The organism is Clostridium tepidiprofundi DSM 19306 (genome assembly GCF_001594005.1).
Lineage (GTDB): Bacteria > Bacillota > Clostridia > Clostridiales > Clostridiaceae > Clostridium_AC > Clostridium_AC tepidiprofundi.
In genome coordinates, this window is the sequence record NZ_LTBA01000001.1 from 184,962 (window position 1) to 205,255 (window position 20,294).

Genomic DNA, 20,294 nt, shown 5'->3' on the forward strand with positions numbered 1-20,294 from the left:
ATTATTCACCCCCAAAATTAATATTAAGTTTTGTCTTTTTCCATAAATCTAGCAAATTATTGCTAAAGTTTCTGTCTTTTATGCATATAACTTTTACTCCATTACTGCCAAGATACAGATTCATATCATATTCTGATATACCTTCAATTAATTCAATATTATCTTTACAGTATCTTTCAATTTTCTTTTTAGAATTTGGAGAAAGCTCATTTGCAATCACAACCAAAAACGCATTTCCTTTTTTTATTGCTATTTCACAATTATTATAACCTTCAACAAGCATTCCTGCTTTTTTTGCGATAGCAAGAAATCTTAAAAATTTATCTTTCATTTTTGATATCATCCTTCAATTTTTTATATAGATTTTCGTCTACTTTGATAGATAAGTTTCGTTCTAATCTTTTATTTTTGAGTGCTTTCTCCAAACAGTCTAGATCTCGGCATATATATGCACCTCTTCCAGGTTTTTTACCCGTACTATCTACTGAAACTTCACCATCTTTATTCTTAACTATTCTTATTAAACTTTTTTTAGGTTTCATTTCTCCACATCCAGTACACATTCTCTGAGGTATTTTCTTTTGCTTCATCTAAAGCGTCACCCCCTATAGAATATCAATTTCTTCAGTATTATCTAACTCTTTGGTATCATCAATAATATCAACAGCTTCTTCTAATTTACTAACTTCTGATTTGCTTTTTATATCAATTTTCCATCCAGTCAATTTTGCTGCTAATCTTACATTTTGTCCTTCCCTACCTATTGCTAATGATAATTGACTATCATCTACAACAACTTTTGCACATTTATTATCTTCATCCACAATTGTCACGTCCAATGCTTTCGCTGGACTTAATGAATTAGCAATAAATTCTCTAGGATCCTTACTCCATTTAATTATATCTATTTTTTCATTGTTAAGTTCATTAACTATGTTTTGAACTCGTGTACCCTTAGGACCAACACATGAACCCATTGGATCAACACTTTCATCATATGAAAACACTGCAACTTTGCTCCTAGAACCTGCTTCTCTAGATATCGATTTTATCTCTACAACACCATTAAATATTTCCGGTACTTCAAGCTCAAATAATCTCTTTACTAAACCAGGATGTGTTCTAGAAACAATCACTTGAGGACCTTTTGTTGTTTTCTTTACTTCAACAACATATACCTTTATTCTTTGATTAAAACTATATGTTTCATGTGGTATTTGTTCACTTTGACCTAAGATAGCTTCTGTTTTACCTAAATTAATAAACACATTTCCTCTATCTTTTCTAATAACAGTTCCAGTTACAATATCGTATTCTTTTTCCAAAAATTCATTATAAATAACATTTCTTTCTGCCTCTTTGATTCTTTGTATTACAACTTGTTTTGCTGACTGCGCAGCAACTCTACCAAATTCTTTTGGTGTAACTTTAATATCTACAATGTCACCTATTTCATATCTTGCATCTATTTCTTTTGCATCATCAAGTGAAATTTCTGTAATCTTATCTTCAACTTCTTCTACAACATTTTTTCTAGAATATACATCTATTTCACTGGTATCTCTATTGATCTTAACTATTACATTTTGACTATTGTGCGAAATCTTTGAATAATTTTTCTTATACGCTGATACTAATGCATCTTCAATAGCCGTGAAAAGCAAATCCTCACTAATTCCTTTATCTTTAACTATTTCTTTCAATGCCATGATAAATTCTTCATTCATTTTAGTACTCCCCTTTTAAATTTATGCTTGAAATTTTAGTTCTTGGAACATCCATATCATTTCCTTCAAAATTAATTCTAACGGTATCATCAGAAAATCCAATTAAAATTCCTTCATATTTCTTCTTACCATTTAATAACTTATTGAGTTTTATATTAACATCGTAACCCATATACTTTTCTAGATGTTTATTATTGTATAATTCTCTTTCTATACCAGGTGATGAAACTTCCAAGTAATATGAAAAGGTTATAGGATCCTCTTCGTCAAGTAAATTGCTAACTTGCTTACTTACTTTAACACAATCATCTAGTGAAATACCTTCTTGATTATCAATATACACTCTTAGGTAATTATCTCCATCTTCCTTTACCATCTCAACGTGATATAATTCGTATCCATTTTCATTAACTACTGATTTTATTAGTTCTGTAATTTTATCAATATTATTCATGCTTCACCCTCCTTCTTTATTATTTTCTACCATACCTGAAATTATTATAAATACTAAAATTAAAACGCAACCTATGCTGCGTTTTCGAAATAGAAAGAGCGGGCTAAAACCCACTCTTATAAGTCATAATTTCTATGCAATAATATCCACTAGTAGTTATTGTATCATAGCTATATAAATAATTCAAGTGTTCAAACTTTAAATGTAAATATTTACATTTAAAGAAAAGAAAGTTGATTTGTTTCAGGTAATCCATATAAACATCCATGTTTATCAAGGCTTTCAATGACCGTTTTAGGTACTTTTGCTCTGTTTCTTAAATCTTCTTTAGAAAGAAATTCACCTGATGTTCTAGCAGCAACAATACTTTTTGCCGCATTTTCCCCAACACCTTCTAATGCAGATAATGGTAATCGTATACCTTCTTTTTCTATTTTAAAATGATTAGCATGAGATTTATACAAATCTGCTTTCAAAAATTTAATACCTCTTAAAAACATTTCATGACAAATCTCTAATGTTGTAATCAATCCCTTTTCTTTATTTGTAATTGAATTTCCTGCTTGATTTAGCTCTTTCAATTTTGCCATGACTGCCTCATCACCTTTTGCAATTAAATCTCCGTCAAATTCATCAGCTCTTACTGTAAAATATACTGAATAATATGCTTCAGGATAATATACTTTAAAGTAAGCTATTCTAATTGCCATCATAACATATGCTACAGCATGACCTTTAGGAAACATATATTTTATTTTTTTACATGATTCAATATACCAATCAGGTACATTATGCTCACGCATTAAATTTTCCTGTTCTTCTGTTAATCCTTTTCCTTTTCTAACCTTCTCCATAATGGTAAAAGCTATTTTAGGTTCTACTCCTTTGTATATCAAGTACATCATTATGTCATCTCTAGTTGCAATACAGTCTTTTAATGTAGTATAACCTTCTTTAATATAGTACTGTGCATTATTTATCCACACATCTGTACCATGCGAAAGCCCTGAAATTCTTACTAAATCTGAAAATGTGTTTGGTTTTGTATCTAACAACATTTGTCTAACAAATTTCGTTCCAAATTCAGGCAAGCCATATGTTCCAACTTCACACCCCAATTCTTCTGCTGTAACTCCTAAAGCTTCAGGTGATCTAAATAAGCTCAAAACCTTTTTATCTCCTAAAGGAACTGTCCTAGGGTCTATACCTGTAATATCTTTTAACATCCTCAACACAGTAGGATCATCGTGTCCTAATATGTCAAGCTTAAGAAGTCTACCACTTATAGAATGATAATCAAAATGCGTTGTTATTATTTCAGAATTAGGATCATCAGCGGGATGTTGAATAGGACAAAAATTATATATTTCATTATCAGCTGGAACAACCATTATTCCACCAGGATGCTGACCTGTTGTTCTTTTTATTCCAGTACATCCCATAGTAAGTCTATCTATTTCAGCTCTTGTTGCTGTTATGTTTCTCTCATCCAAATATTTCTTTACAAATCCATATGCAGTTTTTTCTGCTATTGTTCCTATAGTTCCAGCTTTAAATGTGTGTCCTTTTCCAAACAAAACCTCTGTATACCTATGAATATCGGCTTGATTATCACCTGAAAAGTTAAGGTCTATATCAGGTTCCTTATCACCTTCGAATCCAAGGAATGTAGCAAATGGAATATCGAATCCGTCCTTATCCATCAAATTTCCACATTGCGGACACGTTTTATCAGGCAAATCCACACCAGCACCAGCTGAACCATCTAAAATAAATTCACTATATTTACATTTTGAACATATATAATGAGGAGGTAATCCATTAACCTCAGTAATATTAGCCATTGTTGCTGCAAATGAAGAACCAACAGATCCTCTAGAACCAACTAAGTATCCGTCATTATAAGATTTAGCTACAAGTTTATGTGCAATTAAATACAACACAGCATACCCATTTCCAATTATTGAGTCAAGTTCTTTTTGTAATCTTTTTTCAACAATTTCAGGTAAATTTTCTCCATAAATGTTATGAGCTTTTTCCCATGTCATCTTTTTGATTTCTTCTTCTGCACCGTCTATTATAGGTGGAAAAGTTTCATCTGGTATTGGTTTAACTTCATCAATCATATCAGCAATTTTTTGTGTATTTTGTATTACTACTTCATTTGCTTTTTCTTCTCCTAAATAATCAAATTCTTCAAGCATTTCATTTGTAGTTCTAAAATAAAGGGGTGGCTGCTCATCTGCATCTGAAAAACCTTTACCTGCCATTATTATTCTTCTAAAGACTTCATCATTGGGATCCATGAAATGCACATCACATGTTGCAACCACAGGTTTATTAGCTCTTTCACCTAAATCACAAATTTTTTTATTAATATGTTTTAATTCATCAATATCTTTTACAATTCCCTTTTCAATCATAAATTTATTATTTCCTAGAGGTTGAATTTCCAAATAATCATAAAAATCTATAATTTCCTTTAGTTCATCATATGATTTTCCAGATAATACTTTTTTATAAATTTGCCCAGCTTCACAAGCAGAACCTATTATTAATCCATCTCTGTATTTATTAATCAAACTTTTAGGCATTCTTGGTCGCTTATTAAAGTATTTTAAATTTGATTCTGAAATCAATTTATATAAGTTTTTCAGCCCAACTTGATTTTTAGCTAAAATAATTATGTGATATGTATTTGCTTTTTTGACATCAAATTTACCTAAATACTCATCATTCAATTGAGATAGCGTTTTAATATTTTTTTCTTTAAGTTTTTGAAAACAATTGAGCAATATTTCTGCAGTCGCTTTAGCATCATCTACTGCTCTATGGTGATTTTCTAGCGAAATATTCAAATGCTTTGCAACAATATTCAACTTATACTTTTTTAATTCAGGATAAACAAATTTACAAAGTGGTATAGTATCTAAAATAGATGCTTTAAAATCTATTTTAAGTTTTTCACAATTTTTCTTTATAAAAGAAATATCAAATGAAGCATTATGAGCCACTAACACAGCACCTTTTGAAAACTCCATGAATTCAGGTAATATATCGCTTATTGTTCTGCAATCTTTAACCATAGAATTAGTTATACCTGTAAGCTCAGTAATAGTATATGGAATGTTTTCTTTTGGAGTTACTAATTCACTAAATCTGTCAATTATTTCACCATTTTTAATTTTAACAGCACCAATTTCAATTATTTTATTATTTTCACTTGAAAATCCAGTAGTTTCTAGATCGAAAACTACGAAACTGTCCTCTAATGTACTATCATTATCTAAAATAGCAATTGGCTCTCCATCATCTACAAAATATCCTTCAACACCATATATTACTTTAATGTTATATTTTTTTGCTGCTTTCATTGCTTCTGGATATGCCTGTGCCACACCATGATCTGTGATTGCAACAGCCTTATGTCCCCATTTTGCAGCTCTTTCAATTAATTTTGTTGCTGATGTAACAGCATCCATAGCGCTCATTTGAGTATGCATATGAAGTTCAACTCTTTTTTCATATGATGTATCCATCTTTTCAATTTTTTTAAGTTTCATAATATCTCTGGCTAATACTACCAATTCTTTAGTATACGTATCTAGCATAGCTTCTCCTCTAACCTTACAGTAGAGACCTACACTTATGTTCTCTAAAACCTTTTCTATTTCTTGAGCCTTAGGAAAACACTTCACTGTCAATGAACTAGTATAATCAGTAATATCGAAAATCACTATTTTTTTACCAGTCTTTGTATCTTTTATGTCGAGTTTAAAAATTTCTCCTTTTATTGATACAATACCTGATGTTTCGTTAACATCAATCATACTAATTGTATCCTGATTAATTGATTTTCCCATAATACAATTAGTATTTTCATTTTTATTATTTATAACTTTTTTATTTTTATAGTAACTATTCTTATTTGTAACTGATGTAGAATTGGTAGCTCTTTTATTATTAATATCAATAGCTGTTTCATTCAATACTTGTTTAATAATACTTTTGTTTTCCTTATCTTTACATTTAAAATAGTCAAATGATTTTATATTAGGTGAATACAATAACTTGACAACACATTCTATGTCAAAAATATCCTTAATTATTATACTTAAGTGCTTTTCAAGACCTTTATCGTGCAAAATATTAACTACAAATTGATTGCTATAATGTATAAGTATTGTATTGTTATGTATTTCTTTTTTGGAATTATTTAAACATTCTTTACACACAGGCATAATCTTTGACATAGCTGTGACAACATCGTTCCAGTATTGATCAATAATTTGTTCGATTGTTACACTATTGATATCTTTATAACATATAATTTCAATTTCACTAATAATACTTAATCTTTTTGAAATCGCCTTTTTTATTATTTCTAAGTTTCCTTTGCTTATTTCTTTTCTGCTTCGTAATATCAATAAAAGTTTGTTATTACTTCTAAAATACTGCACTTTAATAAGCTTTACATCATTTAATTCATTAATATTAGCTTCATCTATATTAGACGTTAATAACTGTATAATATTCGAAGACATAAATTTCCTCCTAAACTATTATTGATCGCTCCTATAAGGCTCCTATTTATATTAAGTAGGAAATTGAAGCTTTTTGCTTCAGATAGAATATAGTCTCTACTTGAAATTCCCATGTTTTACTTTAGCAAAACAATTCACTAGAAAGTAACAGAGTAAAACAAAAGACTATGAGCAATCATAGCCTTAGCATTTACATTTTTTCTATCTCTTTTATGAGCTCACTCACTAACTCATTTTCTTTTACTTTTTTAATAATTTCACCTTTTTTAAATATCAAGCCCTCACCTTTTCCACCTGCGATTCCAATATCAGCTTCCTTAGCTTCACCTGGGCCATTTACAACACATCCCATAATAGCTACTTTAATATTTTTATTGCAGTATGCTAATTTTTCTTCTACTTCTTTTGCTATTTTTACTAAATCAATCTGTGTTCTCCCACAAGTAGGACATGAAACAAACTTAATTCCATACTCAATTATTCCTAGAGATTTTAATATTTCTTTTCCAACTCTAACTTCTTCTAAGACATCACCTGTTAATGACACTCTTATTGTATCTCCAATACCTTCCGCTAATAACGTTCCAATACCTACAGAAGATTTAATCGTTCCTCTCCAAGTAGTACCAGCTTCTGTTACTCCAACATGAAGTGGATAATCAACTTTTTGAGATAGTAGTCTATAACTTTCAATAGTCTGCATAACATCAGATGATTTTATAGAAATAATAATATTATTAAAATTGTTTTTTTCTAATAATTCAACATGTCTTAATGCACTTTCAACTAATCCTTCTGAAGTTACTTTCCCATACTTTTTTAATATGTCTTTTTCTAATGAACCTGAATTCACCCCTATTCTAATAGGTATTCCCTTTTCATTAGCAACTTTTGCAACAAGTTTAATCCTATCTTCACCGCCTATATTTCCAGGATTTATCCTCAGCGCATCAACTCCACTATTAACCGATTCCAATGCAAGCCTATAATCAAAATGGATATCTGCAACTAATGGTATATTAATACTTTTTTTTATATGTTCTAATGCTTTTGCGGCCTCTAAATCAGGTACAGCACACCTTACTATATCGCATCCAACTTCTTCTAATTTTAATATCTGATTCACTGTAGCTTCAATGTTTCTTGTATCTGTGTTAGTCATAGACTGAACAGAAATCTTAGAATCTCCACCAACGTACATATTCCCAACTCTAACTTTTCGAGTAAGAATTCTTTTCAACATAACCATCTCCTAAAACTTTAAAGGTTTAACTATATCTTTAATCGTAACTAATACCATAATCGTCATAAGTATCATAAAACCTATATAATTTATAGTTCCTACCTTATTTTCATCAAATTTTTTACCAGTAATTATTTCTACTAGTAATAACGTAATCCATCCACCATCAAGTGCAGGAAAAGGAATTATATTTAAAATTCCTAAATTCACACTTAAAAAAGCAGTGAAATAGAGTAGTGCTGGTATTCCCATAGACGCAGTCTTAACTGACAATCTAATAATTGAAACTGGCCCACCAACATCTGCTAATTTAGCTTTCCCAGTAAATAGCCATCCGAAAGATGCAAAAATCATTTTAATCATATTCCACGTTCCAGAAATACCTTGCTTAATTAATTGCATAATGCTATATTTTTGACGCGTTGGATATATACCTATTACATACCTGTTTTCTTCTTTAACAAATTTAGGTTTGACAATCAAAGATTTAATATCACCTTTTCTATATACATCTATTTTTATATCATTACCTTTTGATTTAGAAATCTCCTGAACACACTGTTCCCAACTATTAATGGATTTATCATTTACCTTCAGAATTCTATCTCCAACCATAATGCCAGCCTGTTTAGCAGGACTATTAAGTGAAAAAGAAGAAATAACTGGAACAAGCTTTCCATTAATAGATGCTAAAATAATCAAAAAAACACAAGCTAAAATTAAATTCATAATAGGTCCAGCAGCTACTATGCTTAATTTCTGCTTAGGTGATTTACTAGAAAAAGCTCTTTCATCATTGCTTTCCCCCTCCTCACCAAGCATTTTTACATATCCTCCAATGGGAAGTAACTTTATAAGGTATTCTGTTTCCTTACCTTTTATCCCAAATAATTTAGGACCCATACCAAGAGAAAACTCTTCAACCTTTACGCCATTAGCCTTAGCCATAATAAAATGTCCGAATTCATGACCCAATATTAAAATACTAAACGCCATCATTGCTGCAAAAATATACAAAATTATCACAAACTCCACCTACCTACTTGCAATATTTATTTTTTACATATTTCTTAACATTTTTATCTGTGTATATTATATCGTCAATAGTAGGTGTACGAATATACTCAAATTTATTCATACACTCCTCAATAATTTTCTCAATTTCTAAATATTTAATTCTATTTTCCAAAAATAAATTCACTGCTATTTCATTCGCTGAATTCATTATTGTAGGCATATTTCCACCTGTTTTACCAGCTTCATATGCAAGTTTTAAACATCTAAATGTTTCTGTATCAGGTTTCTCAAATGTCAATAAATTTAATTTGTAAAAATCTAGTCTTGGTATAACAGCATTAAATCTTTCAGGATAATTCAAAGCATATTGTATAGGAAGTTTCATATCAGGATTTGCAAGTTGGGCAATAACACTTCCATCATTATATTCAACCATTGAATGTATAATGCTTTGAGGATGAATGACTACCTCTATTTTATCATAACTTACTTCAAATAGCCAATGCGCTTCAATAACTTCCAATCCCTTATTCATCAGTGTTGAGGAATCAATAGATATCTTCTTCCCCATATTCCATTTAGGATGCTTAAGAGCATCATGAGGCATTATATTTACAAGTTCATTTCTTTTTTTACCTCTAAAAGGTCCTCCAGATGCTGTTAACAATATTTTTTCTATATTGTTTTTATCATTTCCTTGAATACATTGAAAAATAGCACCATGCTCCGAATCAACAGGCAATATTCTAACTTTATTTTTTCTAGCAGCATCCATCACTATATCACCAGCTGCCACTAATGTTTCTTTATTCGCAAGTGCTATATCTTTTCCTGAATTAATTGCCATGAGAGTTGGTATAAGTCCTATCATACCAACAACTGACGTTACAACAATATCTGCTTCATCACAAGATGCAATTGTATTCAATCCTTCAAGACCATGAATAACTTCAGTATTTAAATTATTATCCTTACAGTACGTTTTTACTTTGTGATAAGCTAAATCATCCATTAACGCAACAAATTTAGGCTTAAATTCATTAATTATATCTATCATTTTATTATAATTAGAATTTGCAGAGGCACCAATCAATGTATATTTTTCAGAATTAGAACGCATAACTTCTAAAGTTTGTGTTCCAATAGAACCTGTTGCACCCAATATACTTATAGACTTCAAAATAATCTCTCCAATCTATTGCAAAATAATTTCTTTAACAGTGATAACAAATATAGGGCCAACGAATAAACCAATTACCCCAAATAACTCCATACCTATATATAGTGAAATCAATATAGAAAGAGGATGAATCTTTAGTTTATTGCTCACAAATTTCGTCTCCATAATTTGTCTACTAATTAGAATCAAAATATACAAAAGTAGTAAACCTACTGAAACAAAATACCTTTTTGAACATATGCTATATAGTATTAATGGGAAAAATATCAGTATAGTTCCCACATACGGTAATAAATCCAATATACCACTAATAGTTCCAAGTAAAACAGGATTTTCTACCCTCAAAATCAAAAATCCAATAATTGTTTCAATCGTGGTAATAATAACAAGCAGTAACTCAATTTTAATTAAGCTACTAATATTTTTGTACTTTTCTTTGATAAAATTTAAATTCTCTCTAGTTATTAATCTTCCTATAAAATCAATTATAATGTTTTTATCTATTAATAAAAAATATATCGATATATTAGCTATAAAATATGCAATCATTCCCTCAGAAGTATAAACAGCACCTTTCTTCAATAATTCAGATGTAAAAAATGAAAAATTACCCACTTTAAATTCATTTCCTAAGACATCTATCCCAAAGGTTTGATTGAACCTATTTAAAATAAAAATAATATATTTTTTTATGTCCTCATAAACAGTTGACATAAACAACTCATAATTTGATATAATGTTGTTCCCTAATACAATCAAAACTAAAAACAATATAATATTAACTAACAGTATAGCTAATATAGCACTAAACCTCTTATTATGTAAGGCGTCAAAATACAATACATTATAAAGTGGATAGCAAAAGAAAAATAATATCAAAATTACGAAAAAAGGCTTAAAATAGTTTTTAACAAATATAGTTAATATATAAAATATAATGAACAATGTAACAGTATAAATCAATTTCTCATATTTTTTTAACAACACTATAACCCCAAAATAAATGATATATAATAGTATACTAGAAAGGATGTAAAAAGTATGCTATCAAATCTATCTAAAATTCCTCCATGTCCTGGTATAATGTTGCCAAAATCTTTTATTTTAACTGTTCTTTTAATAGACGATGCTGTCAAATCTCCAAACTGTCCTAAAATTCCACCTAATAATCCTATTATTACAAAATGGTACAATGGTATTTGTACACTACTTCTAATAGCAATTCCATACACCATACATGCAACTGTACTTCCAAAAAGTCCTCCAATAGCTCCTGCAATCGTTTTATTAGGACTGATATTCGGACACAACTTTCTTTTGCCTAAAAATCTCCCAAAATAATATGCACTAGTATCACACATCCATGAAGAAATAAAAATAATCCATACCAAAACATGCCCATATTTGGTACTCTCAGTCAATGTAATAAAACTTAAAAATACTGGAACATATATAAAACCTAATACGGTTGTTGATACATCTAAAAAATTAAATTTATTATTAATGACAGTTATACAAAATGAAATTAATGCTAATGCAGCGATTTCATAAACTAACAAATCAATTTTAAATGTATTTCTTAATCCCCAATAATAAATAATACAAAACACATATCCTAGAATATCAAAAATATGAGTATTTTTAGTATTTACAGCACTGTAAAATTCATAAAGTCCTATCAGAGAAAGAATCAATGTCAAAATCTTTAAATACATTCCCCCAATATACAAAAAAATAAGAAATGGGGCAACAAGGATTGCACCTAAATACCTTTTATTCACACTAAACACCCCCAAATCTCCTATGTCGTTTCTGATAATCTAATATAGCCTCTTTTAAATTAGTTTTATTAAAATCAGGCCATAATATGTCAGTAAAATAAAGTTCCGAATACGCACTCTGCCAAATAAGAAAGTTGCTCAATCGAATCTCACCACTTGTTCTAATAATCAACTCAGGATCAGGCATACCAGATGTATAAATGTAATCATTAATAATACTTTCATCAATGTCGTCTATAATTAATCTACCTTCACTTATATCCCTACTAATTTTTTTTACAGCATCTACAATTTCATTTCTTCCTCCATAATTTAGAGCCAAATTTAATACAAGACCTGTATTATATTTTGTTTTTTCATAAGCTATACTAAGTTCCTTTTGACATACAGAAGGCAACTTACTAATGTCACCAATATGATTAATAACAACATTATTTCTATTTAATTCTTCAAATTCATTCTTTAGATATTCAGATAACAGCTTCATAAGTGTAGTTACTTCTTCTTTAGGTCTTTTCCAATTTTCTGTTGAAAAGGCATATAGCGTTAAGTATTTAATTCCTAAATTACTGCATTCTTTAACAATCTCTCTTATTGTTTCTACACCAGCTCTATGTCCAACTGTTCTTGGTAAGTTCCTTTTTTTTGCCCATCGTCCATTTCCATCCATTATAATAGCAACATGCCTTGGCATTAAATCTTTATCAGTTTGTGATTCTAAAGAATCTAAGTTATCCAATTGAATGTTTTTATTTTTAAAATGATTAAAAAGTTCACGTATTTTCCTCACACTATTCTCTCCAATCATATGATACTTTCCATTAACAATATTATTATAGCAAATTTTTAGCTTTTGAAAAGTATTAAAAAACCTGCAATTATGCAGGTTTTTATATAATGTTTTATACTGTCATAATTTCAGCTTCTTTTTCTTTGATTATTTCATCTACTTTTTTGACATGTTTGTCAGTTTCTTTCTGTATTTTATCTTCAGCATTTTTAGCATCATCTTCAGTTATTTCATTACTCTTTTTTAAGGACTTAATCTTATCATTCGCATCACGTCTTATTGATCTTATTGCAATTTTACATTCTTCGCCTGCTTTTTTTACAGATTTAACCAAAGACTTTCTTGTTTCCTCAGTTAATTCTGGTATGATTAATCTAATAGCTGTACCATCATTTGAAGGATTCAATCCTAAATCTGATTTCAATATTGCTTTTTCGATTTCTTTAATTGAATTTTTATCATATGGTTGGATCAATAAAATTCTAGCTTCTGGTACAGAAATATTAGCAAGTTGGTTTATAGGTGTCATTGTACCGTAATATTCAACTTCTATCTTTTCAAGTAATTTAGGATTTGCTCTCCCAGCCTTCATAGAAGCTAATTCAGCTTTTAAAACATGAATTGACTTATTCATTTTTTCATCAGCAAATTTTAAAATGTCTTTTACCATATAATTACCTCCCTCTATTTGTGTACTAAAGTACCCGTAATTTTACCTAAAACAGCTTTTTTAATGTTTTCTGGTTTATTAAGTCCAAAAACCATTATTGGTATTTCGTTATCCATGCATAAAGATGTAGCAGTTGAATCCATCACCTGAAGTCCTTTTTCAAGTACATCTAAATATGTCAACTCCTCGAACTTTTTAGCATCATCATATTTATTTGGATCCTTATCATAAACTCCATCTACGTTTTTTGCAAGCAAAATAATATCTGCCTCAATTTCTGCAGCTCTTAAAGCAGCAGTAGTATCTGTTGAAAAATAAGGATTACCCGTTCCAGCTGCAAAAATCACTACTCTTCCTTTTTCTAAATGTCGCATAGCTCTTCTTCTTATAAAAGGTTCTGCTACTTCTTTCATTTCTATTGCAGTTTGAACTCTTGTCTGAACTCCAATGCTTTCTAATGAATCTTGAAGTGCTAATGCATTTATACAAGTAGCCATCATACCCATATAGTCTGCAGTAGTTCTATCCATATTCTCTCCATTTCTACCTCTCCATATGTTTCCTCCACCTACAACTAAACAACATTGCACACCCATTTCTACTATTTCTTTTATTTGCTTTGAAATCTTTCGTGCAATATCAAAATCGATTCCAAAACCTTTTTTACCTGCTAAAGCTTCACCAGATAATTTTAACATTATTCTATTATATTTAACAGTTTCCATATATTATTATACCTCCAATATAAAAATAACTCAAATGACTTTAAAAAAAGAGAACACACTGTGTTCTCTTATATTATTTGTCACCCATTTGCTTTTTTACTTCTTCAGCAAAATTTTCTTCTTTCTTCTCGATTCCTTCTCCTCTTTCAAATCTAACAAACTTATCTACTTTGATTTCAGAACCAACTTCTTTAGATTTATCTGCTAAATACTTCTTAATGGTAACATCTGGATCTTTTACCCATGGCTGTTCAACCAAACAATTTTCTTTGAAATATTTATTTATTCTTCCCATAACCATTTTTTCGACAACTTTTTCAGGTTTACCTTCATTTAAAGCTTGAACTCTGTATATTTCCTTTTCTTTTTCTAAACTTTCTTGATCAACAGCATCCCTATCTAAGAATAGTGGATTAGCAGCTGCTACTTGCATAGCTACTTCCTTAGCAACATTCTTTATTTCTTCATTATCACTATCACAGCTCAATTTAACCAAAACGCCTATTTTTCCGCCGCCATGTACATAACCATTAATTGCACCATTTTCAACAGTAAGTCTTTCAAATCTTCTAACAGTCATGTTTTCACCTAACTTAGCAATTAACGCAGTTACAGCATCTTTAACTGAAACACTCTGGTCAGCAATATATTTTTCTTCTAAAAGTTGCTCAACGCTCTCTACTGAAGAACCTGCAACTTGTTTTGCTATATTATCAACAAAACTCTTAAATTCATCGTTTGCAGCAACAAAATCTGTTTCACAGTTTATTTCAACAACAGACGCCTTCTTACCATCTTCGGAAATATAAGTTTTTACTAGTCCTTCTGCTGCGATTCTACCAGCTTTTTTAGCTGCTGCAGCTAACCCTTTTTCTCTTAATATTTCTACAGCTTTTTTCATATCTCCATCAGCTTCTGTTAAAGCTTTTTTACAGTTCATCATGCCTGCACCAGTTAATTCTCTTAACTCTTTTACCATGCTTGCAGTAATCATATATTATTACCTCCTAAAGCTATCAATCATATAATTTTACATCTATCTTAATTCTAGGAGCAATATTACTCAGCTAATTGCTCACCTTGTCTTCCTTCAATAACAGCATCAGCCACTTTTGCAGCGATTAATTTTACTGCTCTAATAGCATCATCATTACCTGGTATTACGTAATCTATAGAATCTGGATCGCAATTTGTATCAACAATTGCAACTACAGGGATTCCTAAAATTTTTGCTTCTGCTATTGCATTCTTCTCTTTTCTAGGATCTACAACGAACATTGCTCCAATATTCTTTACATTCATTTCCCTAATTCCGCCTAAATTCTTTTCAAGCTTTTCTCTTTCTTTTCTTAAATTAATAACTTCCTTTTTAGGCAAAACATCAAATGTTCCGTCTTCTTCCATAGCATCTAATTCATCTAATCTGCTAATTCTTGTTCTTATTGTCTTGAAGTTAGTAAGCATACCACCAAGCCATCTATTCCTAACAAAATACATTCCACATCTAACAGCTTCTTCAGAAATAGCTTCTTGAGCTTGTTTTTTAGTACCTACAAATAGAACATCTTTTCCTTCTGCTGAAACAGACTTGATGAATTCATAAGCTACATCGATCATTTTAACTGTTTTTTGAAGATCAATGATATATATACCATTTCTTTCTGTGAATATGTATGGAGCCATTTTAGGATTCCATCTTCTAGTTTGGTGTCCAAAATGCACACCTGCTTCTAATAACTGTTTCATACTAATAACTGACATATTTAATTACCTCCTGTGGTTTATTCCTCCATTATCCTTAATTTTATAGACACCCAAATAGGAACCATCTATAAATTGGATAATGTGTGTATTTCTTACCTAATGTAGTATACCATAAGGTTTATACGGAATCAATAAAAAATATTATTTTATTTAATCTTTTTTAGTTCATCTAATAATTTATCATTTAATATTCTTATGTGAGTACCTTTCATACCTAAAGATCTCGATTCAATAACGCCTGCACTCTCAAATTTTCTAAGAGCATTTACTATTACTGATCTAGTTATTCCAACTTTATCAGCGATTTTAGAAGCAACCAAAAGCCCCTCATCTCCATCTAATTCATTAAAAATGTGTGCAACAGCTTCTAATTCAGAATAAGAAAGAGTACCTATTGCAAGCTGAACTACAGCTTTTTTTCTTGCTTCTTCTTCTAAAGCTTCTTGCTTGGCTCTTAAAATTTCCAGCCCTACTATAGTAGCACTATACTCTGCTAGAACTAAATCTTCCTCAGTAAAAGGCTTATCAAATCTTGAAAGTAGAAGAGTACCTAATCTTTCTCTGTTACCTATAATAGGAACTATAGTTGTTATTTTATTGCTAACATTGCATTCTTCTTCTTCATTTAATACACAGCGATCTATATTATTTAAGTTTGGTCTTGTTTCATCAATACCGAGCAACTTATTGTTATATTTCTCAGGGAACCTTTTATCAACAGAAACAATTTCTTTCATAATACCACACTCAAAGCCACTCGAAAAATTATGACCTAGTATTTTTCCTCTTCTGCTAGTAACATAAACATCGCTTTCTAATACCTCACTGAGTAATTTACAAATATCACTAAAAACTACAGGCTCTGCTCCAGATTTTTGTAATATTTTATTTAACATTCGTGTTTTTTTTAATAATGACATCTTAATTCCTCCTATTTTTCTTTAAATAATAATTGTGTAACTTATAGTAAACTATAGATAACTATAGGTATATTTTTAATTGCACAAATATTTAAAATATTTTGAATTATATCCTTAACATACTATCATATAATAACATATGATAGTATTTAATTCAACATATTTTTGAAGCTTTTCGACATAATATTCTATTATTTTTATAATTAATTTACTTGGTATATGTTTCCGTATATTTACACTCCCTGTTGGAACACACCAAATAATCTCCTTTAGATTTGCTATGCTTTTTTACTAATATCTCACCACATTCTGGACACTTTTTGTTCACTGGTTCAGCCCAACTAACAAAATTACATTCAGGGTAATTACTACATCCATAAAAAGTTCTTCCTTTTTTACTTTTTCTAACTAAAATTTTTCCGCCACATTTAGGACAACTAACATCAAGTTCTTTCACTAAAGGCTTCGTGTTTTTACATTCTGGATAGCCTGGACAAGCTAGAAAATCGCCAAATCGTCCATGTTTAATAACCATCATTCTGCCACATTTTTCACATTTAACGTCACTAACCTTATCTTCTATAGTAATTTTTGAAATCTCCTTCTCTGCTATTTCAATAGCTTTCTTAAGTGGCTCAAAAAATTCAGCTACAACTCTATTCCATTCAACATTTCCTTCTTCTATTTCATCTAACTTATTTTCCATTTCTGCTGTAAAATCAACATCAACAATTTGTGTAAAATACTTGCTAACTAAATCATTAACAACATTCCCCAACTCAGTTGGTTGAAGTGCCTTATTCTCTCTCTCAATATATTTTCTACTCAAAAGTGTTGAAATTATAGGAGCATATGTACTCGGCCTCCCTATTCCATTCTCTTCTAAGGTTTTAACTAATGAAGCTTCAGTATATTTAGCAGGAGGTTGAGTAAAATGTTGTTTGCCATCTATTGTATCACATAATAATTCATCATTTTCGTTTAATGAAGGTAACCTCATACTCTTATTATCTTCATCTGAAGAAAAATTATAAATTTTAGTAAAACCATCAAATTCAATAGTTGAACCACTTGCTCTTAAAACATAATCATCATTGCTTATATCAATTGTTTTGCTATTGTATATACAATTCTCCATTTGGCTAGCCATGAATCTATTCCATATTACTCTATATACTTTTAATTGCTGAGTATTTAAGCTCAATTTAGCTATTTCAGGGGTAATATTAATATTAGTTGGCCTTATTGCTTCATGAGCATCTTGAGTATTCTTTTTGCTTTTGTATATTTTTGGCTTCTCCGGAAGATACTTTTCACCAAATGTATCCAATATATATTTTCTTGCTGCTGTTTGTGCTTCATTAGATACCCTTACAGAATCAGTTCTCATATAAGTTATCAATCCTATAGTACCGTAACCCTTAACATCAACTCCTTCATAGAGCTGTTGTGCGATTGACATAGTTTTCTTTGTGCTAAAATTAAGTTTTTTGTATGCTTCCTGCTGCAACGTACTTGTTGTAAAGGGTGGAAGAGGACTTTTACTTTTCTTACTTTTTTTAATTCTAGATACAATAAACTTTCCTTTTTTTAATTTGTCAATTATTTTATCAGCTTCTTCTTTAGTATTTATATCAATTTTCCTTTTTTGGTATTGAATTAGCTTAACCTTTAGTTTATTTTTATTTTTCATCTCACTCAATAAAGCCTCTATTGTCCAATATTCCTTTGGTTCAAACTTATTAATCTCTTCCTCTCTACTACAAATCATTTTAAGAGCTACAGATTGCACCCTTCCTGCACTTAATCCCCACTTTACTTTTCTCCATAATATAGGGCTTATTTCATATCCAACAAGTCTGTCTAATACTCTTCTAGCCTGTTGAGCATCAACTAAATTTTTGTTTATTTTTCTCGGCGACTTTATAGCATTTTTAATTGTCGACTTAGTTATTTCATTAAATTCAATTCTACATTTTTGATCTTCATCAATTTTCAATGCTTTTGCTAAGTGCCATGATATCGCTTCTCCCTCTCTATCAGGGTCTGTAGCAAGAAATACTTTGTCAGATTTTTTTGCTTGTTTTCTTAAATTTTCTAAAGTTTTTCCTTTTCCCCTTATAGTTATATATTTAGGAGTATAATTATTGTCTACATCCACACCTAATTGACTTTTAGGCAAATCTCTTATATGTCCCATAGTGGCTTCAACAACATAATTTTTGCCAAGATATTTTTTAATTGTTTTAGACTTTGCAGGTGACTCAACTATAACTAATTTTTGTCCCATATTAACCCCTCCATTTATATGAATAATTTCGCATTAATTTAAATCATTAAATTCGATTTCTACGAAAATCTATCATTAATCCTAACATAATAATTTCCTGATAAACATTTTACTTCATTATTGATCTGCATTTCAAATAATAACTCATATAAACACTTAATGTCAATATTAGTTATTCTAATTATTTCATCAATATGTATTGGTTTATCACTAATTAATTTATTAATTATACCATAATTTTTATTTTTTGAATTAATTGTTTTTGTTTTACTTTTAGCTTCAATCAAATATTGTATACCAAGTAACTCAAATAAATCTTTCATGCATGTAAAAGGATATGCACCATCTTTAATGAGTTTATTTGTTCCTCTACTCTTATCTGAAAAAACTGATCCTGGAACTGCCATTACATCTTTACCTTGGTTAAGTGCAGAACTTGCAGTTATAAGTGAGCCACTTTTAATGTCTGCTTCAACAACTATTACTATATCACTTAAACCACTTATTATTCTATTCCTTATAGGAAAGTTATAAGGATAAGGCTTAGTACCAAATGGGAATTCCGATAATATACACCCATTGTTAATTAATTCATTATAAAGTTGCATATTTTCTCTTGGATATATAATATCCATACCTGTTCCTAAAACAGCACATGTGAATCCTGAATTTGCGATTGTAACCTTATGTGCAAAAGTATCAATACCTCTAGCCATTCCGCTTATCACATTTATATTATTCTTTGCCAATTCCTTAGCTATTAGCTCTGTAGTATTTTGACCATAAAAAGTACATTTTCTCGCTCCAACTATTGCTATGGATGGATTGGTATTTAAAAATTGAATTTTTCCTCTATAATACATTACACTTGGTGAATCGTCAAAATTTTTCAGCTTTTGAGGATATAATTCATCGTAATAATTAATGATATTAACATTATCATTAAGCATTTTCTCTTTTATTTTATTTATTTTTTCCTTATTCCATGCATTTTTTAGACATTTAATAATTTTACTATTGAAAATATCATAGTCTTGCTCATTTGCAATATATCTGTACCAAATATGCTCAGTAGTTTTAAACTTTTTGAGAATATCAAGTTTTATATTGGGATTTAATTTGACAAGCGAATACCATATATCAAAATCAATCATTTTACTCGATCTCCTTAATATCTAAAATAATAGCT

At 29.8% G+C, this 20,294-nt stretch carries 18 protein-coding genes; all 18 read right to left on the minus strand.

Going from position 1 to position 20,294, the window contains the following annotated elements; genetic code table 11:
* Window position 1: 1 nt before the first annotated feature.
* Complete coding sequence (locus CLTEP_RS00915; RefSeq protein WP_066821155.1) at window positions 2-331, minus strand: ribosomal L7Ae/L30e/S12e/Gadd45 family protein; 330 nt, start codon at window positions 329-331, stop codon at window positions 2-4.
* A complete protein-coding gene (gene rnpM, locus CLTEP_RS00920; RefSeq protein ID WP_066821158.1) occupies window positions 321-590 on the minus strand; it encodes an RNase P modulator RnpM in 270 nt (89 codons plus the stop codon). The genes CLTEP_RS00915 and rnpM overlap by 11 nt, the downstream gene beginning before the upstream one ends.
* A 15-nt stretch (window positions 591-605) precedes the next feature.
* Window positions 606-1,727 (minus strand): transcription termination factor NusA, encoded by a 1,122-nt coding sequence (nusA, locus tag CLTEP_RS00925; protein ID WP_066821161.1) that lies wholly within the window; start codon window positions 1,725-1,727, stop codon window positions 606-608.
* A 1-nt stretch (window position 1,728) separates the two neighbouring features.
* Window positions 1,729-2,181: a ribosome maturation factor RimP gene (rimP, locus tag CLTEP_RS00930; protein WP_066821163.1), complete on the minus strand. Its 453-nt coding sequence runs from the start codon at window positions 2,179-2,181 to the stop codon at window positions 1,729-1,731.
* 218 nt (window positions 2,182-2,399) lie between these two features.
* Window positions 2,400-6,725, minus strand: a complete 4,326-nt coding sequence (locus CLTEP_RS00935) for a PolC-type DNA polymerase III (RefSeq protein ID WP_066821165.1) — start codon at window positions 6,723-6,725, stop codon at window positions 2,400-2,402.
* Between the two features lie 190 nt (window positions 6,726-6,915).
* A complete protein-coding gene (ispG, locus tag CLTEP_RS00940) occupies window positions 6,916-7,965 on the minus strand; it encodes a flavodoxin-dependent (E)-4-hydroxy-3-methylbut-2-enyl-diphosphate synthase (protein ID WP_066821861.1) in 1,050 nt (349 codons plus the stop codon).
* A gap of 12 nt (window positions 7,966-7,977) precedes the next feature.
* Window positions 7,978-8,967 carry an RIP metalloprotease RseP gene (gene rseP / locus CLTEP_RS00945; protein ID WP_201786575.1) on the minus strand — a complete coding sequence of 330 codons (990 nt, stop codon included), beginning with the start codon at window positions 8,965-8,967 and terminating at the stop codon, window positions 7,978-7,980.
* A gap of 40 nt (window positions 8,968-9,007) precedes the next feature.
* Window positions 9,008-10,165, minus strand: coding sequence for a 1-deoxy-D-xylulose-5-phosphate reductoisomerase (locus tag CLTEP_RS00950; RefSeq protein ID WP_066821167.1), 1,158 nt, complete (start codon window positions 10,163-10,165; stop codon window positions 9,008-9,010).
* A 15-nt stretch (window positions 10,166-10,180) separates the two neighbouring features.
* Complete coding sequence (locus CLTEP_RS00955; protein ID WP_066821169.1) at window positions 10,181-11,149, minus strand: AI-2E family transporter; 969 nt, start codon at window positions 11,147-11,149, stop codon at window positions 10,181-10,183.
* Between the two features lie 2 nt (window positions 11,150-11,151).
* Window positions 11,152-11,946 (minus strand): phosphatidate cytidylyltransferase, encoded by a 795-nt coding sequence (locus CLTEP_RS00960; protein WP_066821171.1) that lies wholly within the window; start codon window positions 11,944-11,946, stop codon window positions 11,152-11,154.
* A gap of 1 nt (window position 11,947) precedes the next feature.
* Window positions 11,948-12,640, minus strand: coding sequence for an isoprenyl transferase (locus CLTEP_RS00965; RefSeq protein WP_423230724.1), 693 nt, complete (start codon window positions 12,638-12,640; stop codon window positions 11,948-11,950).
* A 208-nt stretch (window positions 12,641-12,848) separates the two neighbouring features.
* Window positions 12,849-13,406, minus strand: a complete 558-nt coding sequence (frr, locus tag CLTEP_RS00970; protein ID WP_066821173.1) for a ribosome recycling factor — start codon at window positions 13,404-13,406, stop codon at window positions 12,849-12,851.
* A 14-nt stretch (window positions 13,407-13,420) separates the two neighbouring features.
* Window positions 13,421-14,131: a UMP kinase gene (pyrH, locus tag CLTEP_RS00975; RefSeq protein WP_066821176.1), complete on the minus strand. Its 711-nt coding sequence runs from the start codon at window positions 14,129-14,131 to the stop codon at window positions 13,421-13,423.
* A 73-nt stretch (window positions 14,132-14,204) separates the two neighbouring features.
* The gene (gene tsf, locus CLTEP_RS00980; RefSeq protein ID WP_066821179.1) at window positions 14,205-15,125 is read right to left on the minus strand and encodes a translation elongation factor Ts; all 921 of its coding nucleotides are present in this window, start codon (window positions 15,123-15,125) and stop codon (window positions 14,205-14,207) included.
* 65 nt (window positions 15,126-15,190) lie between these two features.
* The gene (gene rpsB / locus CLTEP_RS00985) at window positions 15,191-15,892 is read right to left on the minus strand and encodes a 30S ribosomal protein S2 (protein ID WP_066821182.1); all 702 of its coding nucleotides are present in this window, start codon (window positions 15,890-15,892) and stop codon (window positions 15,191-15,193) included.
* A 149-nt stretch (window positions 15,893-16,041) separates the two neighbouring features.
* Window positions 16,042-16,815 carry a GTP-sensing pleiotropic transcriptional regulator CodY gene (gene codY, locus CLTEP_RS00990; protein WP_066821185.1) on the minus strand — a complete coding sequence of 258 codons (774 nt, stop codon included), beginning with the start codon at window positions 16,813-16,815 and terminating at the stop codon, window positions 16,042-16,044.
* A 208-nt stretch (window positions 16,816-17,023) separates the two neighbouring features.
* Window positions 17,024-19,105, minus strand: a complete 2,082-nt coding sequence (gene topA, locus CLTEP_RS00995) for a type I DNA topoisomerase (RefSeq protein WP_066821188.1) — start codon at window positions 19,103-19,105, stop codon at window positions 17,024-17,026.
* A 59-nt stretch (window positions 19,106-19,164) separates the two neighbouring features.
* The gene (gene dprA, locus CLTEP_RS01000; protein WP_066821191.1) at window positions 19,165-20,259 is read right to left on the minus strand and encodes a DNA-processing protein DprA; all 1,095 of its coding nucleotides are present in this window, start codon (window positions 20,257-20,259) and stop codon (window positions 19,165-19,167) included.
* Between the last annotated feature and the right edge of the window lie 35 nt (window positions 20,260-20,294).

Coding starts and splice junctions, on each gene's coding strand:
- rseP (WP_201786575.1), bottom strand. CDS start 8,967: ATGATGGCGTTTAGTATTTTAATATTGGGTCATGAATTCGGACATTTT.
- nusA (WP_066821161.1), bottom strand. CDS start 1,727: ATGAATGAAGAATTTATCATGGCATTGAAAGAAATAGTTAAAGATAAA.
- CLTEP_RS00915 (WP_066821155.1), bottom strand. CDS start 331: ATGAAAGATAAATTTTTAAGATTTCTTGCTATCGCAAAAAAAGCAGGA.
- topA (WP_066821188.1), bottom strand. CDS start 19,105: ATGGGACAAAAATTAGTTATAGTTGAGTCACCTGCAAAGTCTAAAACA.
- pyrH (WP_066821176.1), bottom strand. CDS start 14,131: ATGGAAACTGTTAAATATAATAGAATAATGTTAAAATTATCTGGTGAA.
- CLTEP_RS00935 (WP_066821165.1), bottom strand. CDS start 6,725: ATGTCTTCGAATATTATACAGTTATTAACGTCTAATATAGATGAAGCT.
- frr (WP_066821173.1), bottom strand. CDS start 13,406: ATGGTAAAAGACATTTTAAAATTTGCTGATGAAAAAATGAATAAGTCA.
- codY (WP_066821185.1), bottom strand. CDS start 16,815: ATGTCATTATTAAAAAAAACACGAATGTTAAATAAAATATTACAAAAA.
- rnpM (WP_066821158.1), bottom strand. CDS start 590: ATGAAGCAAAAGAAAATACCTCAGAGAATGTGTACTGGATGTGGAGAA.
- dprA (WP_066821191.1), bottom strand. CDS start 20,259: ATGATTGATTTTGATATATGGTATTCGCTTGTCAAATTAAATCCCAAT.
- rimP (WP_066821163.1), bottom strand. CDS start 2,181: ATGAATAATATTGATAAAATTACAGAACTAATAAAATCAGTAGTTAAT.
- rpsB (WP_066821182.1), bottom strand. CDS start 15,892: ATGTCAGTTATTAGTATGAAACAGTTATTAGAAGCAGGTGTGCATTTT.
- CLTEP_RS00965 (WP_423230724.1), bottom strand. CDS start 12,640: ATGCCAAGGCATGTTGCTATTATAATGGATGGAAATGGACGATGGGCA.
- tsf (WP_066821179.1), bottom strand. CDS start 15,125: ATGATTACTGCAAGCATGGTAAAAGAGTTAAGAGAATTAACTGGTGCA.